The sequence below is a fragment of the Umezawaea sp. Da 62-37 genome (genome assembly GCF_032460545.1).
Taxonomy (GTDB): Bacteria; Actinomycetota; Actinomycetes; order Mycobacteriales; family Pseudonocardiaceae; genus Umezawaea.
In genome coordinates this window covers 2,733,652-2,753,243 of sequence record NZ_CP135965.1, presented here as the reverse complement: position 1 = coordinate 2,753,243, position 19,592 = coordinate 2,733,652, and the positions used below count along the sequence as shown (strand labels likewise).

General features: G+C 74.0%; 21 protein-coding genes. 10 read left to right on the top strand and 11 right to left on the bottom strand.

Annotated features, from left to right (window positions below):
- Nucleotides 1-63 precede the first annotated feature (63 nt).
- Nucleotides 64-1,284, top strand: a complete 1,221-nt coding sequence (locus RM788_RS11895; RefSeq protein ID WP_315931677.1) for a cytochrome P450 family protein — start codon at nucleotides 64-66, stop codon at nucleotides 1,282-1,284.
- A gap of 21 nt (nucleotides 1,285-1,305) precedes the next feature.
- On the opposite strand, the gene RM788_RS11890 is transcribed toward RM788_RS11895, so the two are convergent.
- Nucleotides 1,306-2,799: a serine hydrolase domain-containing protein gene (locus RM788_RS11890; RefSeq protein ID WP_315931676.1), complete on the bottom strand. Its 1,494-nt coding sequence runs from the start codon at nucleotides 2,797-2,799 to the stop codon at nucleotides 1,306-1,308.
- 277 nt (nucleotides 2,800-3,076) lie between these two features.
- Here RM788_RS11890 and RM788_RS11885 point away from each other — a divergent pair, with 277 nt between their 5' ends.
- The 3 genes from RM788_RS11885 (at nucleotide 3,077) to RM788_RS11875 (ending at nucleotide 5,557) form a co-directional block, all read left to right on the top strand.
- Nucleotides 3,077-3,781: a glycosyltransferase family protein gene (locus RM788_RS11885; RefSeq protein ID WP_315931675.1), complete on the top strand. Its 705-nt coding sequence runs from the start codon at nucleotides 3,077-3,079 to the stop codon at nucleotides 3,779-3,781.
- Between the two features lie 33 nt (nucleotides 3,782-3,814).
- Complete coding sequence (locus tag RM788_RS11880; RefSeq protein ID WP_315931674.1) at nucleotides 3,815-5,020, top strand: glycosyltransferase; 1,206 nt, start codon at nucleotides 3,815-3,817, stop codon at nucleotides 5,018-5,020.
- A 183-nt stretch (nucleotides 5,021-5,203) separates the two neighbouring features.
- Nucleotides 5,204-5,557, top strand: coding sequence for an L-rhamnose mutarotase (locus RM788_RS11875; protein WP_315931673.1), 354 nt, complete (start codon nucleotides 5,204-5,206; stop codon nucleotides 5,555-5,557).
- A 12-nt stretch (nucleotides 5,558-5,569) separates the two neighbouring features.
- On the opposite strand, the gene RM788_RS11870 is transcribed toward RM788_RS11875, so the two are convergent.
- The 8 genes from RM788_RS11870 to RM788_RS11835 all read right to left on the bottom strand — a co-directional run bounded on the left by RM788_RS11870 (nucleotide 5,570) and on the right by RM788_RS11835 (nucleotide 12,679).
- A complete protein-coding gene (locus RM788_RS11870; RefSeq protein ID WP_315931672.1) occupies nucleotides 5,570-6,793 on the bottom strand; it encodes a DUF3500 domain-containing protein in 1,224 nt (407 codons plus the stop codon).
- 8 nt (nucleotides 6,794-6,801) lie between these two features.
- Nucleotides 6,802-7,242, bottom strand: a complete 441-nt coding sequence (locus RM788_RS11865; RefSeq protein WP_315931671.1) for a nuclear transport factor 2 family protein — start codon at nucleotides 7,240-7,242, stop codon at nucleotides 6,802-6,804.
- Nucleotides 7,239-7,976 carry an HpcH/HpaI aldolase family protein gene (locus RM788_RS11860; protein ID WP_315931670.1) on the bottom strand — a complete coding sequence of 246 codons (738 nt, stop codon included), beginning with the start codon at nucleotides 7,974-7,976 and terminating at the stop codon, nucleotides 7,239-7,241. The genes RM788_RS11865 and RM788_RS11860 overlap by 4 nt, the downstream gene beginning before the upstream one ends.
- Nucleotides 7,973-8,809, bottom strand: coding sequence for a cupin domain-containing protein (locus RM788_RS11855; protein WP_315931669.1), 837 nt, complete (start codon nucleotides 8,807-8,809; stop codon nucleotides 7,973-7,975). Before RM788_RS11855 ends, RM788_RS11860 begins: the two co-directional genes overlap by 4 nt.
- Before the next feature lie 55 nt (nucleotides 8,810-8,864).
- Nucleotides 8,865-10,079: an acyl-CoA dehydrogenase family protein gene (locus tag RM788_RS11850; protein ID WP_315931668.1), complete on the bottom strand. Its 1,215-nt coding sequence runs from the start codon at nucleotides 10,077-10,079 to the stop codon at nucleotides 8,865-8,867.
- A 36-nt stretch (nucleotides 10,080-10,115) separates the two neighbouring features.
- Complete coding sequence (locus RM788_RS11845) at nucleotides 10,116-10,610, bottom strand: flavin reductase family protein (RefSeq protein WP_315931667.1); 495 nt, start codon at nucleotides 10,608-10,610, stop codon at nucleotides 10,116-10,118.
- Nucleotides 10,611-10,755: 145 nt separating this feature from the next.
- Nucleotides 10,756-12,039: a PucR family transcriptional regulator gene (locus RM788_RS11840; protein WP_315931666.1), complete on the bottom strand. Its 1,284-nt coding sequence runs from the start codon at nucleotides 12,037-12,039 to the stop codon at nucleotides 10,756-10,758.
- Nucleotides 12,040-12,043: 4 nt separating this feature from the next.
- Nucleotides 12,044-12,679, bottom strand: a complete 636-nt coding sequence (locus RM788_RS11835) for an FMN-dependent NADH-azoreductase (RefSeq protein ID WP_315931665.1) — start codon at nucleotides 12,677-12,679, stop codon at nucleotides 12,044-12,046.
- A 106-nt stretch (nucleotides 12,680-12,785) separates the two neighbouring features.
- Between RM788_RS11835 and RM788_RS11830 the strand changes: the two genes are divergently transcribed.
- Together RM788_RS11830 and RM788_RS11825 are read left to right on the top strand one after the other, a co-directional pair.
- Nucleotides 12,786-13,274 carry a MarR family winged helix-turn-helix transcriptional regulator gene (locus RM788_RS11830; protein WP_315931664.1) on the top strand — a complete coding sequence of 163 codons (489 nt, stop codon included), beginning with the start codon at nucleotides 12,786-12,788 and terminating at the stop codon, nucleotides 13,272-13,274.
- 106 nt (nucleotides 13,275-13,380) lie between these two features.
- Nucleotides 13,381-14,202, top strand: coding sequence for an alpha/beta fold hydrolase (locus RM788_RS11825; RefSeq protein WP_315931663.1), 822 nt, complete (start codon nucleotides 13,381-13,383; stop codon nucleotides 14,200-14,202).
- Between the two features lie 48 nt (nucleotides 14,203-14,250).
- On the opposite strand, the gene RM788_RS11820 is transcribed toward RM788_RS11825, so the two are convergent.
- Nucleotides 14,251-15,207 (bottom strand): SMP-30/gluconolactonase/LRE family protein, encoded by a 957-nt coding sequence (locus tag RM788_RS11820; RefSeq protein ID WP_315931662.1) that lies wholly within the window; start codon nucleotides 15,205-15,207, stop codon nucleotides 14,251-14,253.
- Nucleotides 15,208-15,303: 96 nt separating this feature from the next.
- Between RM788_RS11820 and RM788_RS11815 the strand changes: the two genes are divergently transcribed.
- From RM788_RS11815 to RM788_RS11800, 4 genes are all read left to right on the top strand, one after another.
- A complete protein-coding gene (locus RM788_RS11815; RefSeq protein WP_315931661.1) occupies nucleotides 15,304-15,741 on the top strand; it encodes a MarR family winged helix-turn-helix transcriptional regulator in 438 nt (145 codons plus the stop codon).
- A 95-nt stretch (nucleotides 15,742-15,836) separates the two neighbouring features.
- Complete coding sequence (locus RM788_RS11810; protein WP_315931660.1) at nucleotides 15,837-16,847, top strand: beta-ketoacyl-ACP synthase III; 1,011 nt, start codon at nucleotides 15,837-15,839, stop codon at nucleotides 16,845-16,847.
- Between the two features lie 332 nt (nucleotides 16,848-17,179).
- A complete protein-coding gene (locus RM788_RS11805) occupies nucleotides 17,180-17,428 on the top strand; it encodes a phosphopantetheine-binding protein (protein WP_315931659.1) in 249 nt (82 codons plus the stop codon).
- 264 nt (nucleotides 17,429-17,692) lie between these two features.
- Entirely contained in the window at nucleotides 17,693-18,598 is a 906-nt protein-coding gene (locus tag RM788_RS11800) for an NADP-dependent oxidoreductase (RefSeq protein ID WP_315931658.1), read from the top strand.
- A gap of 8 nt (nucleotides 18,599-18,606) precedes the next feature.
- Here RM788_RS11800 and RM788_RS11795 read toward each other — a convergent pair whose 3' ends face one another.
- Entirely contained in the window at nucleotides 18,607-19,572 is a 966-nt protein-coding gene (locus tag RM788_RS11795) for an Lrp/AsnC family transcriptional regulator (RefSeq protein WP_315931657.1), read from the bottom strand.
- Nucleotides 19,573-19,592: the final 20 nt, after the last annotated feature.

Below are 19,592 nucleotides of genomic sequence, written 5' to 3'. Positions count from 1 at the left end.
CCGCGTCGACACCTGTACCCCGGTCGATCTTCGTGATCGGTTCCCGTGGGCCAGGATGGCGGGATGATGCCCGCGTCGCCGCCCGAACCCGTGGTGGACCTCACCGATCCGGCCGTCCTCGCCGATCCCCTGCGCGGGTACGACCGGATCCTCGCCGAGACCCCGGTGTGCCGCGCCCGCCTGCCCGGCGGCGGCGAGGCGTGGCTCATCACCGGCAATGCCGATGTCCGCGCCGTGCTCGCCCACCCCGCGATCCGCAACGACCCCGCGGGACTGCCGGGGCACGGGGCGCGGGCGCAGGAGCGCACGCTGCTCGCCCTGGGCACCCCCGAGGAGCACCTGCCCTACCTGCGGGCGAGCCTGCTCAGCCTGGACGGCGCCGCGCACACGAGGTTGCGGCGCAGCATCGCGGGCGCGTTCGGCGCCGCGAAGGTCGCGGAGATGCGCCCGCGCCTGCGCCGGATCGTCCACGACCTGCTCGACACGCTGGGCGGGACGGTGGACCTGCTCGACGGGTTCGCCTACCCGGTGGCCATGACGGTGGTCTGCGAGCTCGTCGGCGTGGACGAGGAGGACCGGGACGCGTGGCGGCGCTGGGGCAAGGTGCTCGTCGCCGCGGACCCGGCCGAGGTCGCGGTGACGATGGGGGAGATGTTCGCCTCCTGCCACGCGCTCGTCGACCGCCGCCGGGCCGACCCGAAGGACGACCTGATCTCCGCGGTCGTCGCCCAGGACCACCTCGGCGACGTCGAGGCCGTGGCTCTCGTGGTGTTCCTGGTGCTGGCCGGGCACGAGACCGCCGCCCACGCGCTGTCCAACGCCGCGCTCGCCCTCATGCGGGACCGCGCCCAGCTCGACCTGCTGCTCGCCGACCCGGAGCTGTGGCCCGCCGCGGTGCGCGAACTGGTGCGCACCCACGGCCCGGTGCAGCTCGCCCGGCTGCGCTACGCGGCCGAGGACATCACGGTGGGCGGGGTGCTCATCAGCGCGGGCGACGCGGTGCAGGTGGTGCTCGGCGCCGCGAACCGCGACCCCGACCAGTTCACCCACCCGCACGAGCCGGACATCCGGTGGCAGGCCGGGCAGGGGTACGCCGAGGGGCACGTCGGATTCGGCTGGGGGCCGCACTTCTGCCTCGGCGCGGCACTGGCCCGCGTGGAGGGCGAGGAGTCGCTGCGGGCCCTCTTCGAGCGCTTCCCCGACGTGCACCCGGTCGGCGAGCCCGCGTGGGTGCCGCTGCCGCGCGGCAGGCACCGCGAAGCCCTGGACGTGCGGCTGACCTGACGCCCGCCGCGGGGTGTGCGGTCAGGCCGGAGGGCGGGCGAAGAAGTCGATCGGCATCGTCATGTCCGCGGTCGAAGCCCCGCATTCGAGCATCCACAACCCCGCCTGCGGCCCGAGACCCCTGCCGAAGGCGGCGATCGCGTCCGGGTCCGGCGCCACCGCGCGGGCCTCCTCCACACCACGCCCGAACGCCTCGACGTCCCAGCCGCCGCCGTCGTCCCGAGCCGCGCTCAGTTCGTCACCGAGCCCGCGCGCGCCGCCGGTCATCGCGGCGAGGGTCGCGGCGGGCAGCGGGTCGGCGACGCTGAGCAGGCCGTGGACGCGCTCACCGACCACCGCACCCACCCACCGCGACGTCTGCGAAGTCGGCCGCGGCCCCGTCCACCGCGCCCTGCCGGGATCGGCCGGGAGCGCGCCGGGGGCGCCGGAGAGCGCCCAGCGGCCGACCCACTCGGCGGCCAGGCCGGGCGCGCTGCGGGTGGCCGGGTTGTGGAACCTCGCCATGTCCCAGCGGTTGCCGACGGCCACGACCGCGATGTCGTGCTTCGGCCACACCCGCACGTCCCACCAGAAGCCGTAGAGGAAAGCGGCCGAGTGCCCCCACCACCACGAGTCGCCCAACTCGGGATCGGCCAGCTCGAACGTGAGCCCCGAGAACGACCGCCTGCCCGCCGGACCACCGCGCGCCACGCGCGGGGTCACCATGGTCGCGAGCGTCTCGGGCCGCACCAGCCCGTGCTCACCCCGACTCGTGCGCAGCAGCGACTGGAGCAGCCGTCCGACGTCCGCGGCGCTGGTCTGCATGCCCGCGCCGGGGTAGGCGGAGGAGCGGATCGGCGGGCTCGGCACGCACCAGTCCCCGAACGCCATGTAACCGGTGGCCCGTTCGCCCGTCCACGACCGCGCCGTGCCGTCGTCGAACCCGGAGGCCTTCATTCCCGCCGGGGCGAGCACGTGCCTGCCCACGTGGTCGGCGAAGGGCTCCTGCGTCGCGTGCTCGACGGCGCAGCCGAGCACGCTGATGCCGAAGGAGGAGTACGAGTAGCCGCCCGGCGCCGTCAGCAGCGGCAGCGCGCCGCCGTATTCGAGGGCGCGGCCGATCCCGTGCCTGCGGCGCACGAACTCGGCCACCGGTTCGGGCGCCGTCATCGTGGCCGCCACGGTGTCGGGGTAGTAGCCGCCCTGGTGGGCGGCGAGCATCGCCGCGGTGACGGGGGCGGGATCGCGGCCGCGCAGCCCTGCGGGCAGCAGCGCGTCGATCGGCGTCTCCAGGTCGACCGCGCCCGCCTCGACCAGTTGCAGGAACGCCAGGCCGGTGATCGGTTTGGAGAGCGACCCGGCCGGAGCCGCGGTGTCGGCGGTCATCGGGACGCCCGCCGCCAGGTCGGCGTACCCGGCGGCGGCGGTGCGCAGTTCCGTGCTCGTGGCGACCGCCACGGCCACTCCGGGGGTGCCGGTGGCCGCCCGCAGGCGCGGCAGCACCGCGTCGAGCGCGGTCATCACGTCGTCGAGCATCTCGCCTCCATCGGGTCGTGCTGATGATCGCAGCGCGCACGGGTCAACAGCGGCGAGTCGACGTGGCGACTTCGCGCCCTCACCGCCCGCATCGCGACGACCCGCGGGCGCGTGGTTGTAGCCTGCGCCTCGAAAGTGTTCCTCTGCAACAGAAGCGGGCCTCGCGGTCTCACTTGGCGGCGGGGCGCCTTCGTCCACCCCGGACATCGTCACGCCGGAGTCGTCGTGAATCGCGTGGTCGGGTCCGCGATCGTCGACACAGCCGGAGAGCCGCCCGATGCGCCGTTCGCCCGCGACCACCCCCGACGTGTCGATCATCCTGCCGTGCGCCGGGTTCGGGACGCGGTTCGGCGCGCCCTACTCGAAGGAGCTGCATTGCCTGGCTCCGGGTGTGACCGTCCTGGACCGCAGTCTCGAAGCCGCCGTCGAACTGGCCGAAAGCGGACTGCGCGTGCGCGTGGTCGTCGTGATCGCGGCGCACAAGCTGGACACGGTGGCCTACCTCACGCGCTACGCCGGGACCTTCCACGTCGTCTTCGTCTACCAGGACGAGTCGTTCGAACCGGGGCTCGAAGGGGCGATCCGGTCCGCCCTGCCCTTGGCGCGGGGACCGGTGGTCCTCGTCCTGCCGGACATCGTGATCAGCGGCGCGGGCAGCGCGGGCTGCCTCGTCGAGGCGTTGCGGCGGACGAGGGTCGCCGGGTGGAGCGTGGTGGCCGCCGAGGAGCGCGATCCCGACGTGCTGCGGCACATGGGCGCGCTCGCCGTGGTCGCGGGGGACGCGGGCATGGTGGTCGAGGCGGCCGCGGACCACCCGGCGGACCCGGCGGACTTCAACGCGTTCTGGGGCATGGTCGCGGTCGCCGAGGAGGAAGCGCACCGGCTGCCCGACGTGGTCGGCAAGGGGACGGACAGCCCGCTGCCCGGCGCGGCCGCCCTCATGGTGGAACGGGTCGTCAACTACAACACCGCCGCGGGCTGACTCCCCGGTCGGCGGGCGAGGGAGGACCCGGACATGCGGGTGCTGTTGTCGACGTACGGGACGCGCGGCGACGTCGAACCGCTGGTGGCGCTCGCGGTGCGGCTGCGGGGGATCGGCGTCGAGGTGCGGATGTGCGCCCCGCCGGACGAGGAGTTCGCGGAACGGCTGGCGGGGTTCGGGATCGAACCGGCGCCGGTCGGCCTGTCGGTGCGGGCGCTGATGGACGGGAAGGCCGGGCCGTCGGCGGAGGACCTGTCCCGGTTCCGGACGGCGCTGGTCGCCGCGCAGTTCGACGTGCTCCCCGCGGCGGCCGACGGGTGCGACGTGCTGGTGGCCGCGGGGCTGGCGCAGATCGCCGCGCGGTCGGTGGCCGAGGCCGTGGGCATCCGGTACGTGTACGCGAGCTATTCGGCGGTCAACCTGCCGTCACCGCACCACGCGCCGCCACCTAGGCCGGGCTGGCGCGAGCAGGAGGTGCGGGACAACCCGACGCTGTGGGAGCTGGACGCCCGCAACGTGGACGCGCAGTTCGGGGACGTGCTCAACGGCCACCGGACGGCGCTCGGCCTGCCACCGGTGGCAGGCGTCCGCGACCACGTCCTCACCGACCGCCCGTGGCTGGCTGCGGACCCGGTCCTGGGGCCGTGGCGGGAGGTCCCGGGCCTCGACGTGGTCCAGACGGGCGCCTGGACCCTGACCGACGCACGCCCGCTGCCCGCCGACCTGGTCGCGTTCCTGGACGCGGGCGCGCCGCCGGTCTACGTGGGCTTCGGCAGCCTGCGCCCGTCGCCGGACTTCGCGCGCGGGGCCATCGGGGCGATCCGCGCACGGGGCCACCGCGCACTTGTCTCCCGCGGCTGGGCGGACCTGGGCCTGATCGACGACCGGGACGACTGCCTGGCCATCGGCGAGGTCAACCAGCAGCGCCTGTTCACCGAGGTGGCCGCCGTGGTGCACCACGGCGGGGCGGGCACGACGGTGGTGGCCGCCAAGGCGGGCGTACCGCAGGTGGTGATCTCCCTCCCCGTGGCGGACACCCCGTACTGGGGCAGCCGGGTGGCGGCACTCGACGTCGGCGCGGCACTCGACGGGCCCGCGCCGTCCGCCGAGGCGTTGGACGCCGCGTTCGGGAAGGCACTGGAACCGGGGACACGGGAGCGCGCGAGGGCGCTGGGGGCACGGATCCGCACCGACGGGGCCTCGGTCGCCGCGGACCGGTTGGTCGACTTCGTCCGGTGAGCTCCGGCCTGGAACGGCGTCGCCGCGCAGGCACCCGCCGGATTCCCGACCCGCTTCACGTGACCTGGGGCGCGGTCGGAAGCGGCCGCCCGCGTGACGTCGGATACTTGGGGTATCGGGCTGACCTCGACCGGGGTCGGCGACCGTCGTGGAGGCCCGCCTCCGCCGCGCGAAGGAGTGCTGATGCCCCGTTACTGCTTCCGGTTGCAGGTCCGGTCGGAGCACTTGGCCGAGTACCGGCGGCGGCACCGGGAGGTGTGGCCGGAGATGCTGGAAGCCCTGCGCGACACCGGGTGGCGCAACTACTCGCTCTTCCTGGGCGAGGACGGCCTGCTGATCGGGTACGTCGAGGCGGACTCGCTGGCCGAGGCCCAGGCGGCCATGGCCGGCACCGACGTGAACCGCCGCTGGCAGGCGGAGATGGGGCAGTACTTCGTGGACCTGGAGGGCGCGCCGCCGGACGAGGGGTTCCGGCTGCTGCCCGAGGTGTTCAACCTGGAGGAGCAACTGGGGCGGCGGGCGGACGACGCGGTGTGACGTGCCACCGCGTCAGCCGTGGTGCAGGCCGTAGTGCTGGGCGAGGAGGTCGCGGCCGTAGTCGTTGCCGTTGGGGTACCGCACGATGGTGTGGACGTGGAAGCGGGCGGGCTCGGGGTTGGTGAGGAAGACGCCGGGGTGGTTGTCGTACTCGACCAGGAGCACGGGCGAGTGGACGCGGTAGTAGAAGGCGCACCTGTCGTCGTGGGCGCCGCGCCAGGAGAAGCGGGTGTCGTCGAGGTGGTCGCGGACCAGCGCGAGGGTGCGGTCGGCCTGCGGGCGCGGCAGGCGGTCGAGGTAGACGCGGATCAGGTCGACCAGGCCGTCGAGCTGGTCGGCGGGGAGGCTCGAGGCGATGATCCCCGCGGGCGGGAGGACGAGGTTGTCGCCGCCCGCGCCGGAGAGGTGCCTGCCGTTCCAGGGGCCCGCCAGCTCGGGCGGGAGGTCGGCGGCCAGCAGGGACGAGCCCATGAGGAACTCGGGCTCGCGGTCGGGGTCCAGGGTGCGGCGGAACGCGAGGGCGACCTCCGTCTCGTCCTGGAGGGCTCGGACGCCGGTGAACCGGCCCGTGCCGGTGGTCGGTTCGGCGCCCAGGAACACGGGGGCGAGGACGGTGTCGCCGCCGATGAGGACGCAGTGCAGGTCGACGTGGTGGCCCATGAGCTGCCAGCCCCACGGGGAGTCGGCCGAGGGGTTGCCGAAGAGGGTGAACCAGTAGGCGAATTCCGCGAGCGTGTCGCGGTAGTCGTCGACGAGTTCGCCGAGGTTCGCGTTGAGCGCCATCGCCGCGCGCACCTGGGCGTAACCCGCGGGGCTCAGGCTCGCCTCGACGACGGCCAGCGCGCGGTCGCGGTCGTGGCCGGCGAGCCGGTCGAGGCGCATGCCCTTCGGGTGCCACGTGGGGATGGCGTTGGTCCACAGCCGCCATTCCGGGGCGTCCATCGGCAGGGCTCCGACGACGCGCTGGTGGGGTGCCAGCCCGTCGAGGTAGGCCGCGGCCGCCGCCACGGCGGGGTTGGGGGCCGTGGTCGGACCGTCCAGGTGGTAGAGGCCCCGGCGCGGGGTGCCGTCGTCGGTGACGCCGACGTAGGGCTCCAGGTGGTGGCGGTGGCCCGCGGTCAGCTCGAACGCCGCCTCCGGCGGGAGCAGGTCGGCGAAGAGGTGCGAGTCGACGATCGGCAGGGCGCCCCGTGTGGTCGGCACGGGGAACCCGTCCGGATTTCGCTGGTGGGACATCGGTTTCCTCATTCGGTGGGGACGGCGAGCACGTCGCCGGGCAGGAGGAAGCGGTTCTCGATCCGCCGGGAGGCGATGAGCCACCCGGCTCCGCCGAGCAGGACGAAGCGGTCGAACACGTCGGCCACGAGCACCGGAACCGTTGTGGGCACGGGAGGTTCTCCGTCCTGCGCGTAGAGCACCAGCGCGGACACGGCGTCGACGCGGCCGGGTTCGTGGTGGAGGACGTGGAAGTTGGACATCAGGTGGCGCGACACCCGCGGCCCGCGTGCGGCCCGGTCGCGGTAGACGCCGTCGATCTCGCCGGTGCCGCGGAAGGTCCTGCGCGAGAACGTCAGCTCGGCGTCGGCGGTGAAGAAGCCGGAGGCGGCGGAACCGCCGCCGTGGTCGATCTCGAACCACAGCGCCGTCACCAGAGTCGAGAGTTCGGTGTGCACGGCGGCGGTCATCGGCCGACCGCCGTCGCCGCGCCCACCAGCGCCTGCGCGCCTTGGCGCAGCATGGTGGTGTCGGCTCCCAGGACGAGGAAGTCGTACCCGCGGGCCAGCAGTTCCGGCGCGTTGCCCGAGGCCGTGGTGCCCAGGGTGACGCGGTGGTCGGCACAACCCCGTTCGGCCGCCGCGATGAGGCCTGCCAGTCCGCCGTCGCCCTCGGGGAACCCGCTGGAGACCGCGAGGTCGGTCGGGCCGATGAAGACCGCGTCGACACCCGCGACCCCGCCGATCCCGGCGATCTCCGAGAGGGCTTCGGCGCTTTCCGCTTGGACCACAAGGAGGACGTCGTCGTTGCCGGACCGCAGGTAGTCGCCGAGAGCTTCCAGCCCCCAGCGGCCCGCGCGTCCGGACGTGCTGGCGCCGCGGCGTCCGAGCGGCGGGAAACGGGTCGCTCCAACGGCTTCCCGCGCACGGGCCGTGTTGTCGACCTGGGGGACGAACAGGCCGGCGGCGCCCGCGTCGAGCGGGACCTGGACGTCACGGGGTGCGGTGCCCGCGACCCGGACGAACGGCCTGAGCCCGCAGCCGCGGGCCAGCGCGATCATGGTCGACGTGGTGCGGATGTCGATCGCGCCGTGCTCGGCGTCGATCACGACGAAGTCGAACCCGGCGAGCGCGAGCAGTTCGACGCTCTCCGGTGCGGGGAGCTTGACCCAGGCGCCGAGCCGGGGGAAGGACTGCGCTGTCACGGCCTGCACTCCCGGTAGTCGTCGGCGTTGAGCACCCAGCCTTTGGCGAGGAAGTCGTCGCGCGGTGGGGCGAAGACGTCGACGAGCGTGTGCGGACCCGTGCCGACGGCACCGGTGGTGTGCACGACGGTGGGCGGGATCAGGGTCATCGAGGGGCTGCCGACCCGGACGTGCTCGTCGTCGCGCCACTCGCTCAGCCGAGGGGTCCACGGAACCCTGAGGTGGTGGACGTGGTCCCCGACCAGGGTCACCGACATCTGCTCGAAGTCCTCGTGGGAATACGGCGAGAGCCGTTCGGTGTCGCGCGGCCCTTCGCGTACCGGGAACCAGTTCACCATCAGCGACGCCGTCCGGAAGATGCGGCCGAGGCGCCCTTCCTCGTCGGGTACGTCGCGCAGGCGGTGCACCCGGAGCCCGCCGCCCGCCGCGCTGGGCTCCGGTAGCGGTGCGGTCCGCGGGTCGATCCCGGTGGCGTGGTTGGCGGCCCGCCTCATCTGCTCGTCGCAGCGGGAGGTGAACACCCGCGCCACCGTGGTCGACGACGCCGCGCACACCGTGCCGGTGCCCGCAGGTACGACGACGAACGCGGGCTCGGACACGGTGACGGGTGCCCGACCGCCGTGCTCGACGGCCACTCCCGCGTCGTCCTGGACGAGCAGCACGTGCTCGTCGGGTAGGTCGAACTCGGTGACCCGGTCGCCCGCCACGAGTTCGGTGATCGCCACCGCGAAGTTGCGGCCGCGCAGCGACCACGTCCGGCTGCCCCCGGCGGAGACCAGGTCCGGGGCGCGCCCGGAGATCGCGTCGACGACGGCTGTTCCTGCGATGGTCATCGGGGATGGCTTCCTTCCTCCGCAGCGGATCCGGGCCTCGTGCGCACGGAAAGCCCTAGACCAGCGCGGATACGGTGCCGCGGATGCCGAACAGCGACTTCCCGTAGATCTCGGCGGCGACCTCGGGGTTGAGGACTGCGTGCCTGCTGCCGGTCTCGATGTCGCGCCAGACGCGCTGCAACGGGTTGGACTCGCCGAAGCTCGAAGCGCCCTGCGCCGAGCACACGATGCGGACGGCCTCGCGCGCGTGGACCGCGGCGACCCCCGCGTCCATTCGCATCCGCGCCCTGGCGTCGTAGTCGGCGACGACCCCGGCCCGCGCGGCCTCGTCGATGTCGGCGGCCGCGCGATAAGCGTGCAGCTGGGCCGAGTCGGCGAGCGACGCGGCGTTCGCGGCGGCGATCTGGATGGTGGGCGCCTCGGCCTGGGTGGCGTAGCTCGTCATGGTCAACGCCCGCTGCGGGGCCCGTTCGGCGAGGAGGTCGACGGCGGCCGCGGCCAGCCCGAGCTGGGGCCCGGTCAGCACCAGCGCGGTGGCGGGTACGAACGGCGCCCGGTAGAGGGCTTCGTCGGTGAAGGGCGTGGCGTACCGGCCTTCCACGGCGTCGGGAATGGAGTGGAAGCGGTGCGCGGGAACGAAGAGGTCCTCGCCGATCAGGGTGTTCGACGCCGTCCCGCGCATACCCGCCACGAACCACGTGTCCACGATGGACAGTTCCGGCATCGGCACGAGCACGATGCCGACGGCGTCCGACGTGCCCTCGGCGTCCGGCCGGACGACCCCGAGGACGGCCCAGTCGGCGTGCGCGCACCCGGACGCGGGGGCCCAGCGCCCGCTCACCCGGTACCCGCCGTCGACCACGCGCGCGGTGCCCGAAGGTGTCACGACGCCGGCGATCCGGGCGTCGGGGGTGTCGGCCCAGACGTCGTCCTGCGCCTGGGCCGGGAAAAGACCGACGAACCACGCGCCCGCGTTGAGCAGCGCGGTCACCCAGGCGGTGGAGCCACAGGCGCGCCCGACCTCGCGGCTGACCTCCAGCAGGGTGCGGAAGTCGGTCTGCCCGCCGCCGTAGCGCGCGGGCCGCATCAAGGAAAGCAGACCGGCCTCGGCCAGTGCGGTGATGTTCTCGGCGGGCACGCCGCGCTCGCGGTCGGTCGAATCGGCGTTGCCCGCCAGCAGCGGCCGCAGCTTGGCGGCGCGCTCGACGAGTTCGGCCCGCAGCGTGCGCGCGTCGTCGGTGGTGTGCGGGGCGTCCATGATGATGCTCATCGTCACTCCGTTGTGAGGGGTCGTGCGGGAACGGGGTCAGCTCGCGGCGGTGAGGAGGGAGTGCGTGCCGAAGACGCGGCGCGCGTAGACCAGCGGGGCCGTGGCGGTCGACTCGGCCTCCTCGACGCGCACGACGAGCAGGACGTGGTCACCGCCGTCCACATGGCGTTCGACCCGTCCCGCCGTCCAGCCCGCGGACTCCGGCAGGTGGGGCAGTCCACTTCGGACGGTCCACGTCACGCCGTCGAACTTCAGGCCCGGCCCCCGGCGGCGGCGGGCGAACGTCGAAGCCAGCTCCTGCTGGTGGGCGCCGAGGATGTTGACGCCCACCCGGTCACCGGGACGGAGGTGGGTCAGCAGGCCCGAGGTGCGGTCCAGGGCGAAGCTCACCAGCGGCGGGTCCAGCGAGAGCGAGGCGAAGCTCGACACGGTGCTGCCGTGCGGTCGCCCGTCGGCGGTCGTCGTCGTCACGACGGTGACCGGGGAGCACACCCCGCTCATCAGCTCGACGAAGGTCTCTCGGTCGATCATCGTGCGCCTCCTGGTGTTCGGGTCCGTCCGCCGGGACGTGCGGCCTCGTGGGCCACCGCGTCCGACTCCACGAAGTCAACCCCGGTCGCGGGGACGGCCGCTTGGTCTGCGGGATCAGGATTTCGCTGCCCCTTGGGGTGCGGCGTCAGTCCGCGAGGACCGCGTCCCCGAGTTCCTCGGCGAGCGCCAGTGCGGTGTGGAGGGTGAAGCGGCGGCTTTGGAGGTCGTGCCCCAGCACCTCCTGGGCCCGGTTCACGCGGTAGGTCACGGTTCCCCTGGCCACATGCAGGCGGCGCGCGACGTCCACGAGGCTGCGCTCCGCGTCGAGGTAGTGGTACAGCGTGGTCCGCAGCGCCTCCATCGGCGCGGTGCGGGCGGCGAGCCCGCCGAGTTCGCGGCGCACGAACTCGCCCGCCGCGTCGAGATCGGTGGCCAGCAAGGCGATCGCGGCCACGTCGGCGTAGGTGGTCGCGTGCCGAGGCGCCCGTCCGGCCGTGCGCCGCAGCCGCTCGACCCCCTCCGCGCGCTCGGCCTCGCGGTGGGAACGGCGGAAGCCCGCGACACCGTCGACAGGCGTCCCGAAGGCCGCGTGCACCCGGTGCCGGGACAGCACTTCCGCGACACCGCTCGCGGAACCGGTCCGGTGCGTGCCGGATCCCCATGCCCACAACCGGCCCGAGGCGACGGGGATGGCCAGCGTCGTGGTGGCGCCCCCGGCCCGCAGGACCTCGATCGCCGCGGCCTGCAACGAGGATCCGCCGCTCGGCGGGTCCGACCACACCACCACCGCCTGGTGGGTGCGCCGCAGGTCGTAGCCGAGGACGCGCGACGCCTCACCGACGTCCACCTCGGCGCCGCCCAGCAGGGACCGCACGACGTCGGCCCGCGCCGCGGCCGCGCTGGTGCTCCACACCTCGTGCTCGGCGAGGTAGGTGCGGATCATCGTGTCGGCGAGGTCGTCGACGCAGGCGAACAGCTCGCGGGAGATCGCCGTGACCTCGTCGACCGCCACCGCGGGATCGACCAGTTCGGCGCAGGCGCGCAGGAACGCCTCGGTCGTCGCCGCGTGCCCGATCCGGACGCCCCGCAGCACCTGCTCCAGCGGCACGGCCCGGTGGACGAACCCGCGGATGCTCTCCAGCGCCGCCCCGTCGGCGGGCGGGACGGCGGCCGCGCCTTCCGCCAGCGTGGACAGCGCCCGCAGGGTGGTTGCCTCGTTGCCCCGGCGGAGCGCCTCGACCGCGGCCGGGCTCCCGCCGAGGGCGGGCACCTCGTCGACGATCCGCCGCACGACCTCGGAACTCAGCTCGACCGCCCAGCCCACGGGCCCCGCGCCGACGCGCTCGACGATCCCGCGCGGGCCCGCCGCCCCGACCCCGCCCCGCGGGCGCAGCCGTGCGATCCAGGCCCGCCGCGTCCCGCTCTCCACCGGGTTACAGCGCGCCGAGCGCCTTGCCTGCCTGCTGGGCCGTCGCCAGCGCTTCGGCGTGCATCGACGCGGCCATGTCCCGGAAGCCGTCGAACTCCGGCAGCACGCCCACGAGCGTGAACTCGCGCTCGATCACCGTCAGGTCCGCGCCCCACACGTCGGCGAGGATGCGGCGCATGAACGGCGTCGCGTGGTCCCAGCCCTCCCGCGGCGTGCCCGTGCCGTACGCCCCGCCGCGGGCCGTGACCAGGACGGCCTTCTTGCCCTCGAGGAAACGGACGCCGTGCGCACGCGGGTCGGTCCAGACGAGGTCGCCGTAGGTCTTGAAGTGCTGCGAGACGCCGTAGTTGTACAGCGGCACCGCGAACAGCAGCGCGTCCGCGGCGAGCAGTTCGTCGACCAGCGTGGCGGCCAGCGCCGCGGCTTCCCGGTGCGCGGGCGTCCGCTCGGCCTCGGGGGTGGAACTCGCGTCGACGGCCGTGCCCCACGCGTCGGCGGGGAGGACGTCGACACCGATGTGGCGGCGTTCGACCACGTCGCCGGGGTGGGCCGCGAGCCACTCCTGCTCGACGACGTCGCCGATCTCGCGGGTGGCCGAGCCCTGCGGGCGGATGCTGGCGTCCAGGCGGAACAGAGTCATGGTCTCCCTCTCTGACTTAAAGCTTTAACTCAGACTAGCAGGTGAGTTAAAGCTTTAACTGGATCGAGAGTCTGGTCACCGGGCCGGTGGAGCTAGGCTCGGGTCCGTGGAAGGTGCTCAGGACCCGCGCTGGCTGACCGACGAGCAGCAGGACACCTGGCGGGCGCTCATCGGCCTGATCCTCCGGCTGCCCAGCGCGCTCGACACCCAGATGCGCCGGGACGCGGGCATCAGCCACTTCGACTACCTGGTGCTGTCGACGCTGTCGATGGCGCCGGGGTGGACGATGCGGATGAGCGAGCTGGCCGCCGAGGCGGAGGCCTCGCTGCCCCGGCTGTCGCAGGTGGTCGCCAAGCTCGAGAAGCAGGACTGGCTGCGCCGCGCACCCGACCCCGACGACGGCCGCTACACACTGGCGACGCTGACCCAGGCCGGGTGGGACAAGGTCTTGTCGACCGCTCCGGGGCACGTCAACGAGGTCCAGCGCTTGGTCTTCGACGCGCTGCCCCCGGCGCAGCAGCGGCAGCTGGGGGAGATCAGCAGGCGCGTCACCCGCACCATCGAGGGACCGGTGGACCCGCCGCGGGAGTCGTGAGCCGGGCTCCGGTGGGCGGCTGCTGGCGATGACCTGGACGTGCGGTTCGCCTCCCATGAGCCCCGATCCCCGCCCTGGGGGACGGGCGCGGCCGTAGGGTCGGCGGATGGATCTCGAGCTGCCCGATGGGCGTGTGGTGCGGGTGCATGACAGCGGGGTCGGTGGGGTGCCGGTGTTCTGGCTCCACGGGTCGCCGCAGACCGGTGATCTGCTGGAACCGTTGCTGGAGGCGGCTTCCCGGCGTGGTGTGCGGCTGCTGGGGTACGACCGGCCGGGGTACGGCGGGTCGACGGCGGTGGCCGGGCGGGACGTCGCGGCGGCTGCGGCGGACGTGGTGGCGGTCGCGGACGCGTTGGGGCTGGGGCGGTTCGCGGTGGCGGGGCACTCCGGGGGTGGGCCGCACGCGTTGGCGTGCGGAGCCTTGCCGCCGGGGCGGGTGTTCGCGGTGGTGAGCATGTCGGGGCCCGCGCCGGTGTCGGCGGAGGGGCTCGACTGGTTCGCGGGGATGGCGCCCGCGGGGGAGGCCGAGTTGCGGGCGGCGGTGGCCGGGCGGGCCGCGTTGGAGGAGCACCTGGCGTCGGCGGAGTTCGACGCGGAGGTGTTCACGCCCGCCGACCACGCGGCGCTCGAAGGACCGTGGAGGTCGTTGGGCGCCAACGCCGGGGCCGCGATGGCGGCCGGGCTCGGCGGGCTGGTCGACGACGACCTGGCGGTGGTCGGGCCGTGGGGTTTCGACCTGGCGGAGGTCTCGGTACCGACGCTGCTGGTGCACGGTGTGCGCGACCGGATGGTGCCCGCCGAGCACAGCGAGTGGCTGGTGGACCGCGTTCGCCCGCACGGGGAGCTGCGGCTCAGCCCGCAGGACGGGCACGTGTCGATCCTCGACCGCGTCGGCGACGTCTTCGACTGGCTGGTCCTGCGCGGCTGAGCACGACCGGTCCCGCCGGGCAGGACGCCCGGCGGGCCCGGTCGCCGGTCAGATCCTGTCCAGCGTGAACACGTCCGTGGTGGTGCCCGCCAGCAGCCGGTCCAGGTCGCCGCTGACCACGTAGCCGCCGTACGGCGTGACGGCCACGGTGGTCGGGGCGGTCGTGCGCCACGGGGCGATCCGCCGCAGGACCGTCGCCGACGACCAGGGGCCGTTGGGGCGCAACAGGGTCACGGCGTTCTCACCCGTGCCGCCGAGGCCGTTGGTGACGACGGCGAGCGTGCCGTCGGGACGCAGCGCGATGCCGTCGCCGCCGACCAGCGGCCGGTCCAGCCGCACCTCGTCGATCCGCCCGGAGAGCGACACCCGCAGCAGCGCGCCGTCGCCGTAGCGGACGACCAGCAGGTAGCCGCCGGGGTGCCACGCGATGCCGTTCGCGCCGATGGTCGGCGACGCCAGCCGCGGATCGCGCACCAGCACCGAGGCCCGGCCCGCCGGGTCGATCCGGTAGAGCGCGTCGGACGCCGGGTCGGTGACGTAAGCGTTGCCCGCCCGGTCGAGCGACAGGTCGTTGGCCCCGTGCCGCCCCTCACCGATGGCGAGGTCGACCAGGTGCAGCGGCGCGCCCGTGCGGAGGTCGAAGATCCCCATGCCGGACTGCCGGTAGGACGTGTCGGGCCCGGACCGCTCGCCGACGCCGATGTCGGCGAACGCCACCAGCAGCCGGTCGCGCGCGGCGTCCACGCGCAGGCCGAACGTGGAGATCATCCGCGGGTCGCTGACCAGCGTGCTGACCCGCCCGTCCGGGCGCACGACGGACACCGTGCCGTGTCGCGACGACCCGACCAGCAGCGCCTGCCTGGTCGGGTCCCACGCGACGCCTTCCGGGTGCAGCGCCGCGGCGTGCCCCGTGATCGTTCCCGGTGGCCTGGTGGCCACCGCCGTGCCCGCGCCGGTCAGCAGCAGGGCCGCCACCAGTGCGATGACTGCGGATTTCCCGCGCATCCGTCCCCCTCGATGTTGAGTACGAGGGCTGAGGGTAATCAGAACTCTGATAACTATCAATACTCTGTTTGTCGGCTGGGTTCGTACGATGGGGACATGCGGATGCCGATGAGCGAGCGCCTCGGCGCCCACCTCAAGCGCGTGGAGCAGGAGCTCATGACGGCCAAGCACGCGGCCGTGAAGCCCGCGGGCCTCACCGTTCCCCAGTACGCGGCCCTGCTGGTGCTCACCGAGCAGCCGGGGATCTCCGCCGCGGCGCTGGCGAGGGCCTGCCTGGTCACCCCGCAGACGATGACGACGATCCTGCAGAACCTGCTGTCCCTCGGCCTGGTCGAGCGCACGCCGCACCCGGTGCACCGCAACGTCCTGGAGACCCGTCTCACCGGGACCGGCGCCGCCGCGGTCGACCGGGCCGACGTCCGCGCGGTCGCGGTCGAACGCAGGCTCGCCGACGAGTTCACCGCCGAGGAGCGCGCCACCCTGGTCGCCCTGCTCGGCCGCTGCTCCACCGCGCTGGCAGGCGGAGTCGACTAGGGGATCACGCGTGGTGTGACCACTCGTGTACTCTCCGTTACCCACGTCTCCGTTGGGAGGCTTGAGAAAGAGGCCGCGCGTTGATCGAACGCCGCTTGTCCGGAGCCCTTCGGGCGCCCGTGCTCGAAGGGGTCGCGGGTTGGGTGCCGCCGCGGGTCGTCGCCAACGACGAACTCCCCGCGCACTGGCAGACCGACGACACCTGGGTCCGCAGGCGCACCGGGATCGGCACCCGGCACTGGGTCGACGAGGGCACGTCGACCGGTGACCTCGCCCTGGAGGCCGCCAAGGGCGCGCTGGCCATGGCCGGTGCGCCGCTCGTGGACACGGTGCTCGTCGCGACCTCCACGCCGGACCACCCGATGCCCGCGATGGCACCGGTCCTCGCCTCCCGGCTCGGGCTGGGCGGCGTGGCGGCGTTCGACGTGTCCGCGGTGTGCAGCGGGTTCGTCTACGGCCTGGCCACGGCCGCCGGGATGATCGCGGGCGGGCTGGCGGAACGGGTGCTGCTCGTGGCCGCCGATGTCTACTCGACGCTCGTGTCGCCCGACGACCGCGGCGCGGGTGTCGTGTTCGCCGACGGGGCGGGCGCGGTGGTGCTGCGCGCGGGCGGGCAGGGCGAGCCCGGCAGCCTGCTGGCGTTCGACCTCGGCAGCGACGGCGCGGGCCACGACATGATCACCGTGCCCGCCGGCGGTGCGCGCGACCGGGCCGAACCCGGTCGGTACGGGCCCGTGGACCGGCACTTCCGGATGAGCGGGCGCGAGGTGTTCCAGCACGCGGTGACCCGGATGACCGAGTCGTCGCGCGCGGTGCTCAAGACCGCCGGGTGGGCCGTCGAGGACGTCGACCGCGTCGTCGCCCACCAGGCGAACGCCCGCATCATCAGCGCCGTCGGGACCCGTCTGTCCATCCCGGACGACCGGATCGTGAGCAACATCGAGCGGGTCGGGAACACCGGCGCCGCGTCCATCCCGCTCGCGCTCGCCCACGCCGTCGAGCGCGGCGAGGTCCGCGCCGGGGAACGGGTGCTGCTGACGGCGTTCGGCGGCGGGTTCACCTGGGGGTCGGTCGCGATGGTGTGGCCCGACCTGCCGTCCGCATAGCGGGATCCGGCCGCCGGCGGGGCCGCCCGATGAGGTGATCATCTCGCTCGATCGTGGCCGTGCCGTCGCTGCGCGGTGCGTCGCCGTCTGATCGGGTCGCGTCCGATCAGCGCGCTGACTGGCTGAAACGTCCGCAGAAGTGCGGTCACCGCATGGTGACCAACGGTCCGGGAAACGAAGATCGAACAGGTAGCCTGCCGCACCGTCGGCACCCACTGTGATCACCCGGCGTCGAGTGGTCGCGGTGGGTGCCGGCGCTTCCGCCATGCGGCCTGCCGCGATCCGCCCGGATCCCGGCCGGTCACCTCCGCCGAAACCCGCAGGAGACCACCATGACCTCGACCGATGCCGTCCTGTTCGACCTGCTGACCACGAAGTTCGACGTGCCGGAGCAGGAGGTCGTCCCCGAGGCGACGATGGAGGAGCTCGACATCGACTCGCTGGCGCTGGCCGAACTCGCCCTCGCGCTCCAGGAGCGGACCGGCGTGGAGGTCGAGGACCACGAGGCGGGCAGGGGCACGACGGTCGCCGAACTCACCGCGACCCTCGCCGCCAAGCGCGCCGCGGCGCCGGTCCGCTGACGGCGGCCTCCCGCGCGATCGCCGTCACCGGGCCGGGGTGATCACCCCGGTCGGTGCGGGCAGCACGACGCGCGGCTGAACGGGATGCCGGTCGACTCCTCCCGGTGACGCGCCGGGGCCCGCGCCACGGGCCTCACGGCCGGCGGTTTCCACCGGGATTTGGCTTGCGATGTCGGATTCCCGCACAGCGCGGTCCACGGGTTCGCGATGCGGTGCGAAACGCCCACCCTTGAGTCGATCATCGGCACGACGCGAGGGGACATCATGAGGGCAGTGCGGTTCAGCCGGTACGGCGGCCCGGAGGTCCTGGACCTCGTCGAGGTCGAGGCGCCGCACGCGGGGCCGGGGCGGATCCGCGTCGCCGTGCGCGCCGCGGGCGTTAACGCCGTGGAGTGGCGGATCCGGAACGGGCAGATGCGGGCGATCGTGCCGCTGACCCTGCCCGCGGGCATCGGCGGCGACGCCGCGGGGATCGTGGACGAGGTCGGCGACGGCGTGGTCGGCGTGGAGGTCGGCGACGCCGTGTTCGGGTCCGGGGCCGAGACGTACGCGGAGCACGCGGTCCTCACGTCCTGGGCGGCCAAGCCGGACAAGGTGCCGTTCGACGAGGCGGCGGGCTACCCGACCCCGTTCGAGACCGCCCTGCGCCTGCTCGACGACTCGGGTGTCCGGAGCGGGCGGACCGTCCTGCTCAACGGCGCCGCGGGCGGGGTCGGGTCGGCCGCCGCCCAGTTCGCCGCCGACCGGGGCGTCACCGTCATCGGGGTCGCCGGTCCCGCCAACCAGGACTACGTCGCCTCGCTCGGCGCCGTCCCGACCACCTACGGCCCCGGACTGCTCGACCGGGTGCGGGCGCTGGCTCCGGGCGGTGTCGACTTCGCGTTCGACCTGGCCGGTTCCGGCGTCCTGCCCGAACTGATCGACCTGACCGGTTCCCCGGATCGGGTGGTGACCATCGCCGACGTCGGCTCGGCCGGGCACGGCGTCCGGTTCTCCACGGGCTTCGGCCGGGACAAGACCCCCGCGCTCCGCGAAGGCGCCCGGCTCGCGGCGGCTGGCGCGATGGCGCTGCCGGTCACCCGGACCTTCCCGCTGGCCGAGGTCGGAGCGGCGCACGCGGCCAGCGAGACCGGCCACGTCCGGGGGCGGATCGTCATCACGGTGCCCTGACCCGCCGGTCAGGTCCACGGCCCCGCGCGCTTGACGGTGCGGATGACCGGTGCGGTCTCGACGCCGCGCACGTGGGGCAGCGCGCCGACCCGCTCGGTGAGGTAGCGGTAGAGGTCCTGGCTGTCGCGGCACACAGCGGAGACCAGCAGGTTGGTGGCGCCGGTCGTCGCGGCGCAGAAGGCCACCTCGGGGTGCGCGGTGAGCGCGGCGCCGGTCTCGGCGAGGTGCGCGGGCGGCACGGAGATCCACAGCCGGGCGTCCGTGCGGTAGCCGACGAGGGACAGGTCGACGTCCACGTCGAAGTACAGCAGCCCGGCGGCGCGCAGGGCGTCGATCCGCCGGGCGACCGTGGACTCCGACCACCCGGTCGCGGCGGCCAGCACCGGGTAGGGCGCCCGGCCGTCCGCCGCCAGCGCCTGGATCAGCGGGCGGTCGGCGTCGGTCAGGGTGACGTGGTCGGCGTTGCCGCGCGCCGGGCGCAGGGCCGCGATCTGCCCGGCGTCCAGGCAGCCCAGGCCGTCGGGGTCGGGCCGGTCCTGGCCGAAGATGTGCAGCACGCTGTGCGCGGTCACCGACACGACCGGGGCGGTGCGCTGCAACCGTTGCAGGATCAGCTCGTCGCGCTCCTCCAGCGACCACGACCGCAGGCTCGCGCAGATCTCCGTGCCGCCGGAGAGCAGGTGCACCCAGCGGGTGTCCTCGCGGCGGGCCAGCGCGGTCGCCACCTCCATCGCGGACCCCGGCTTGCACTGCACCCGGATGACCCATTCGGCGCCGCCGAGCCGGATCGCGTCGACCTCGCCGACCAGGCGGACCAGTCCGGTCTCGCGCATCCGGGCGTAGCGCCGCGCCACCGTGCGGTCCGAGACGCCCAGGACCTCGCTGATGCGCGCGAACGACGCCCGGCCGTCGACGTCCAGCGCGTGCAGCAGGCCGCGGTCCACGTCGTCGAGGACGACGGATTCCCTCTTCACGATCGCCATCATGTCGGGTT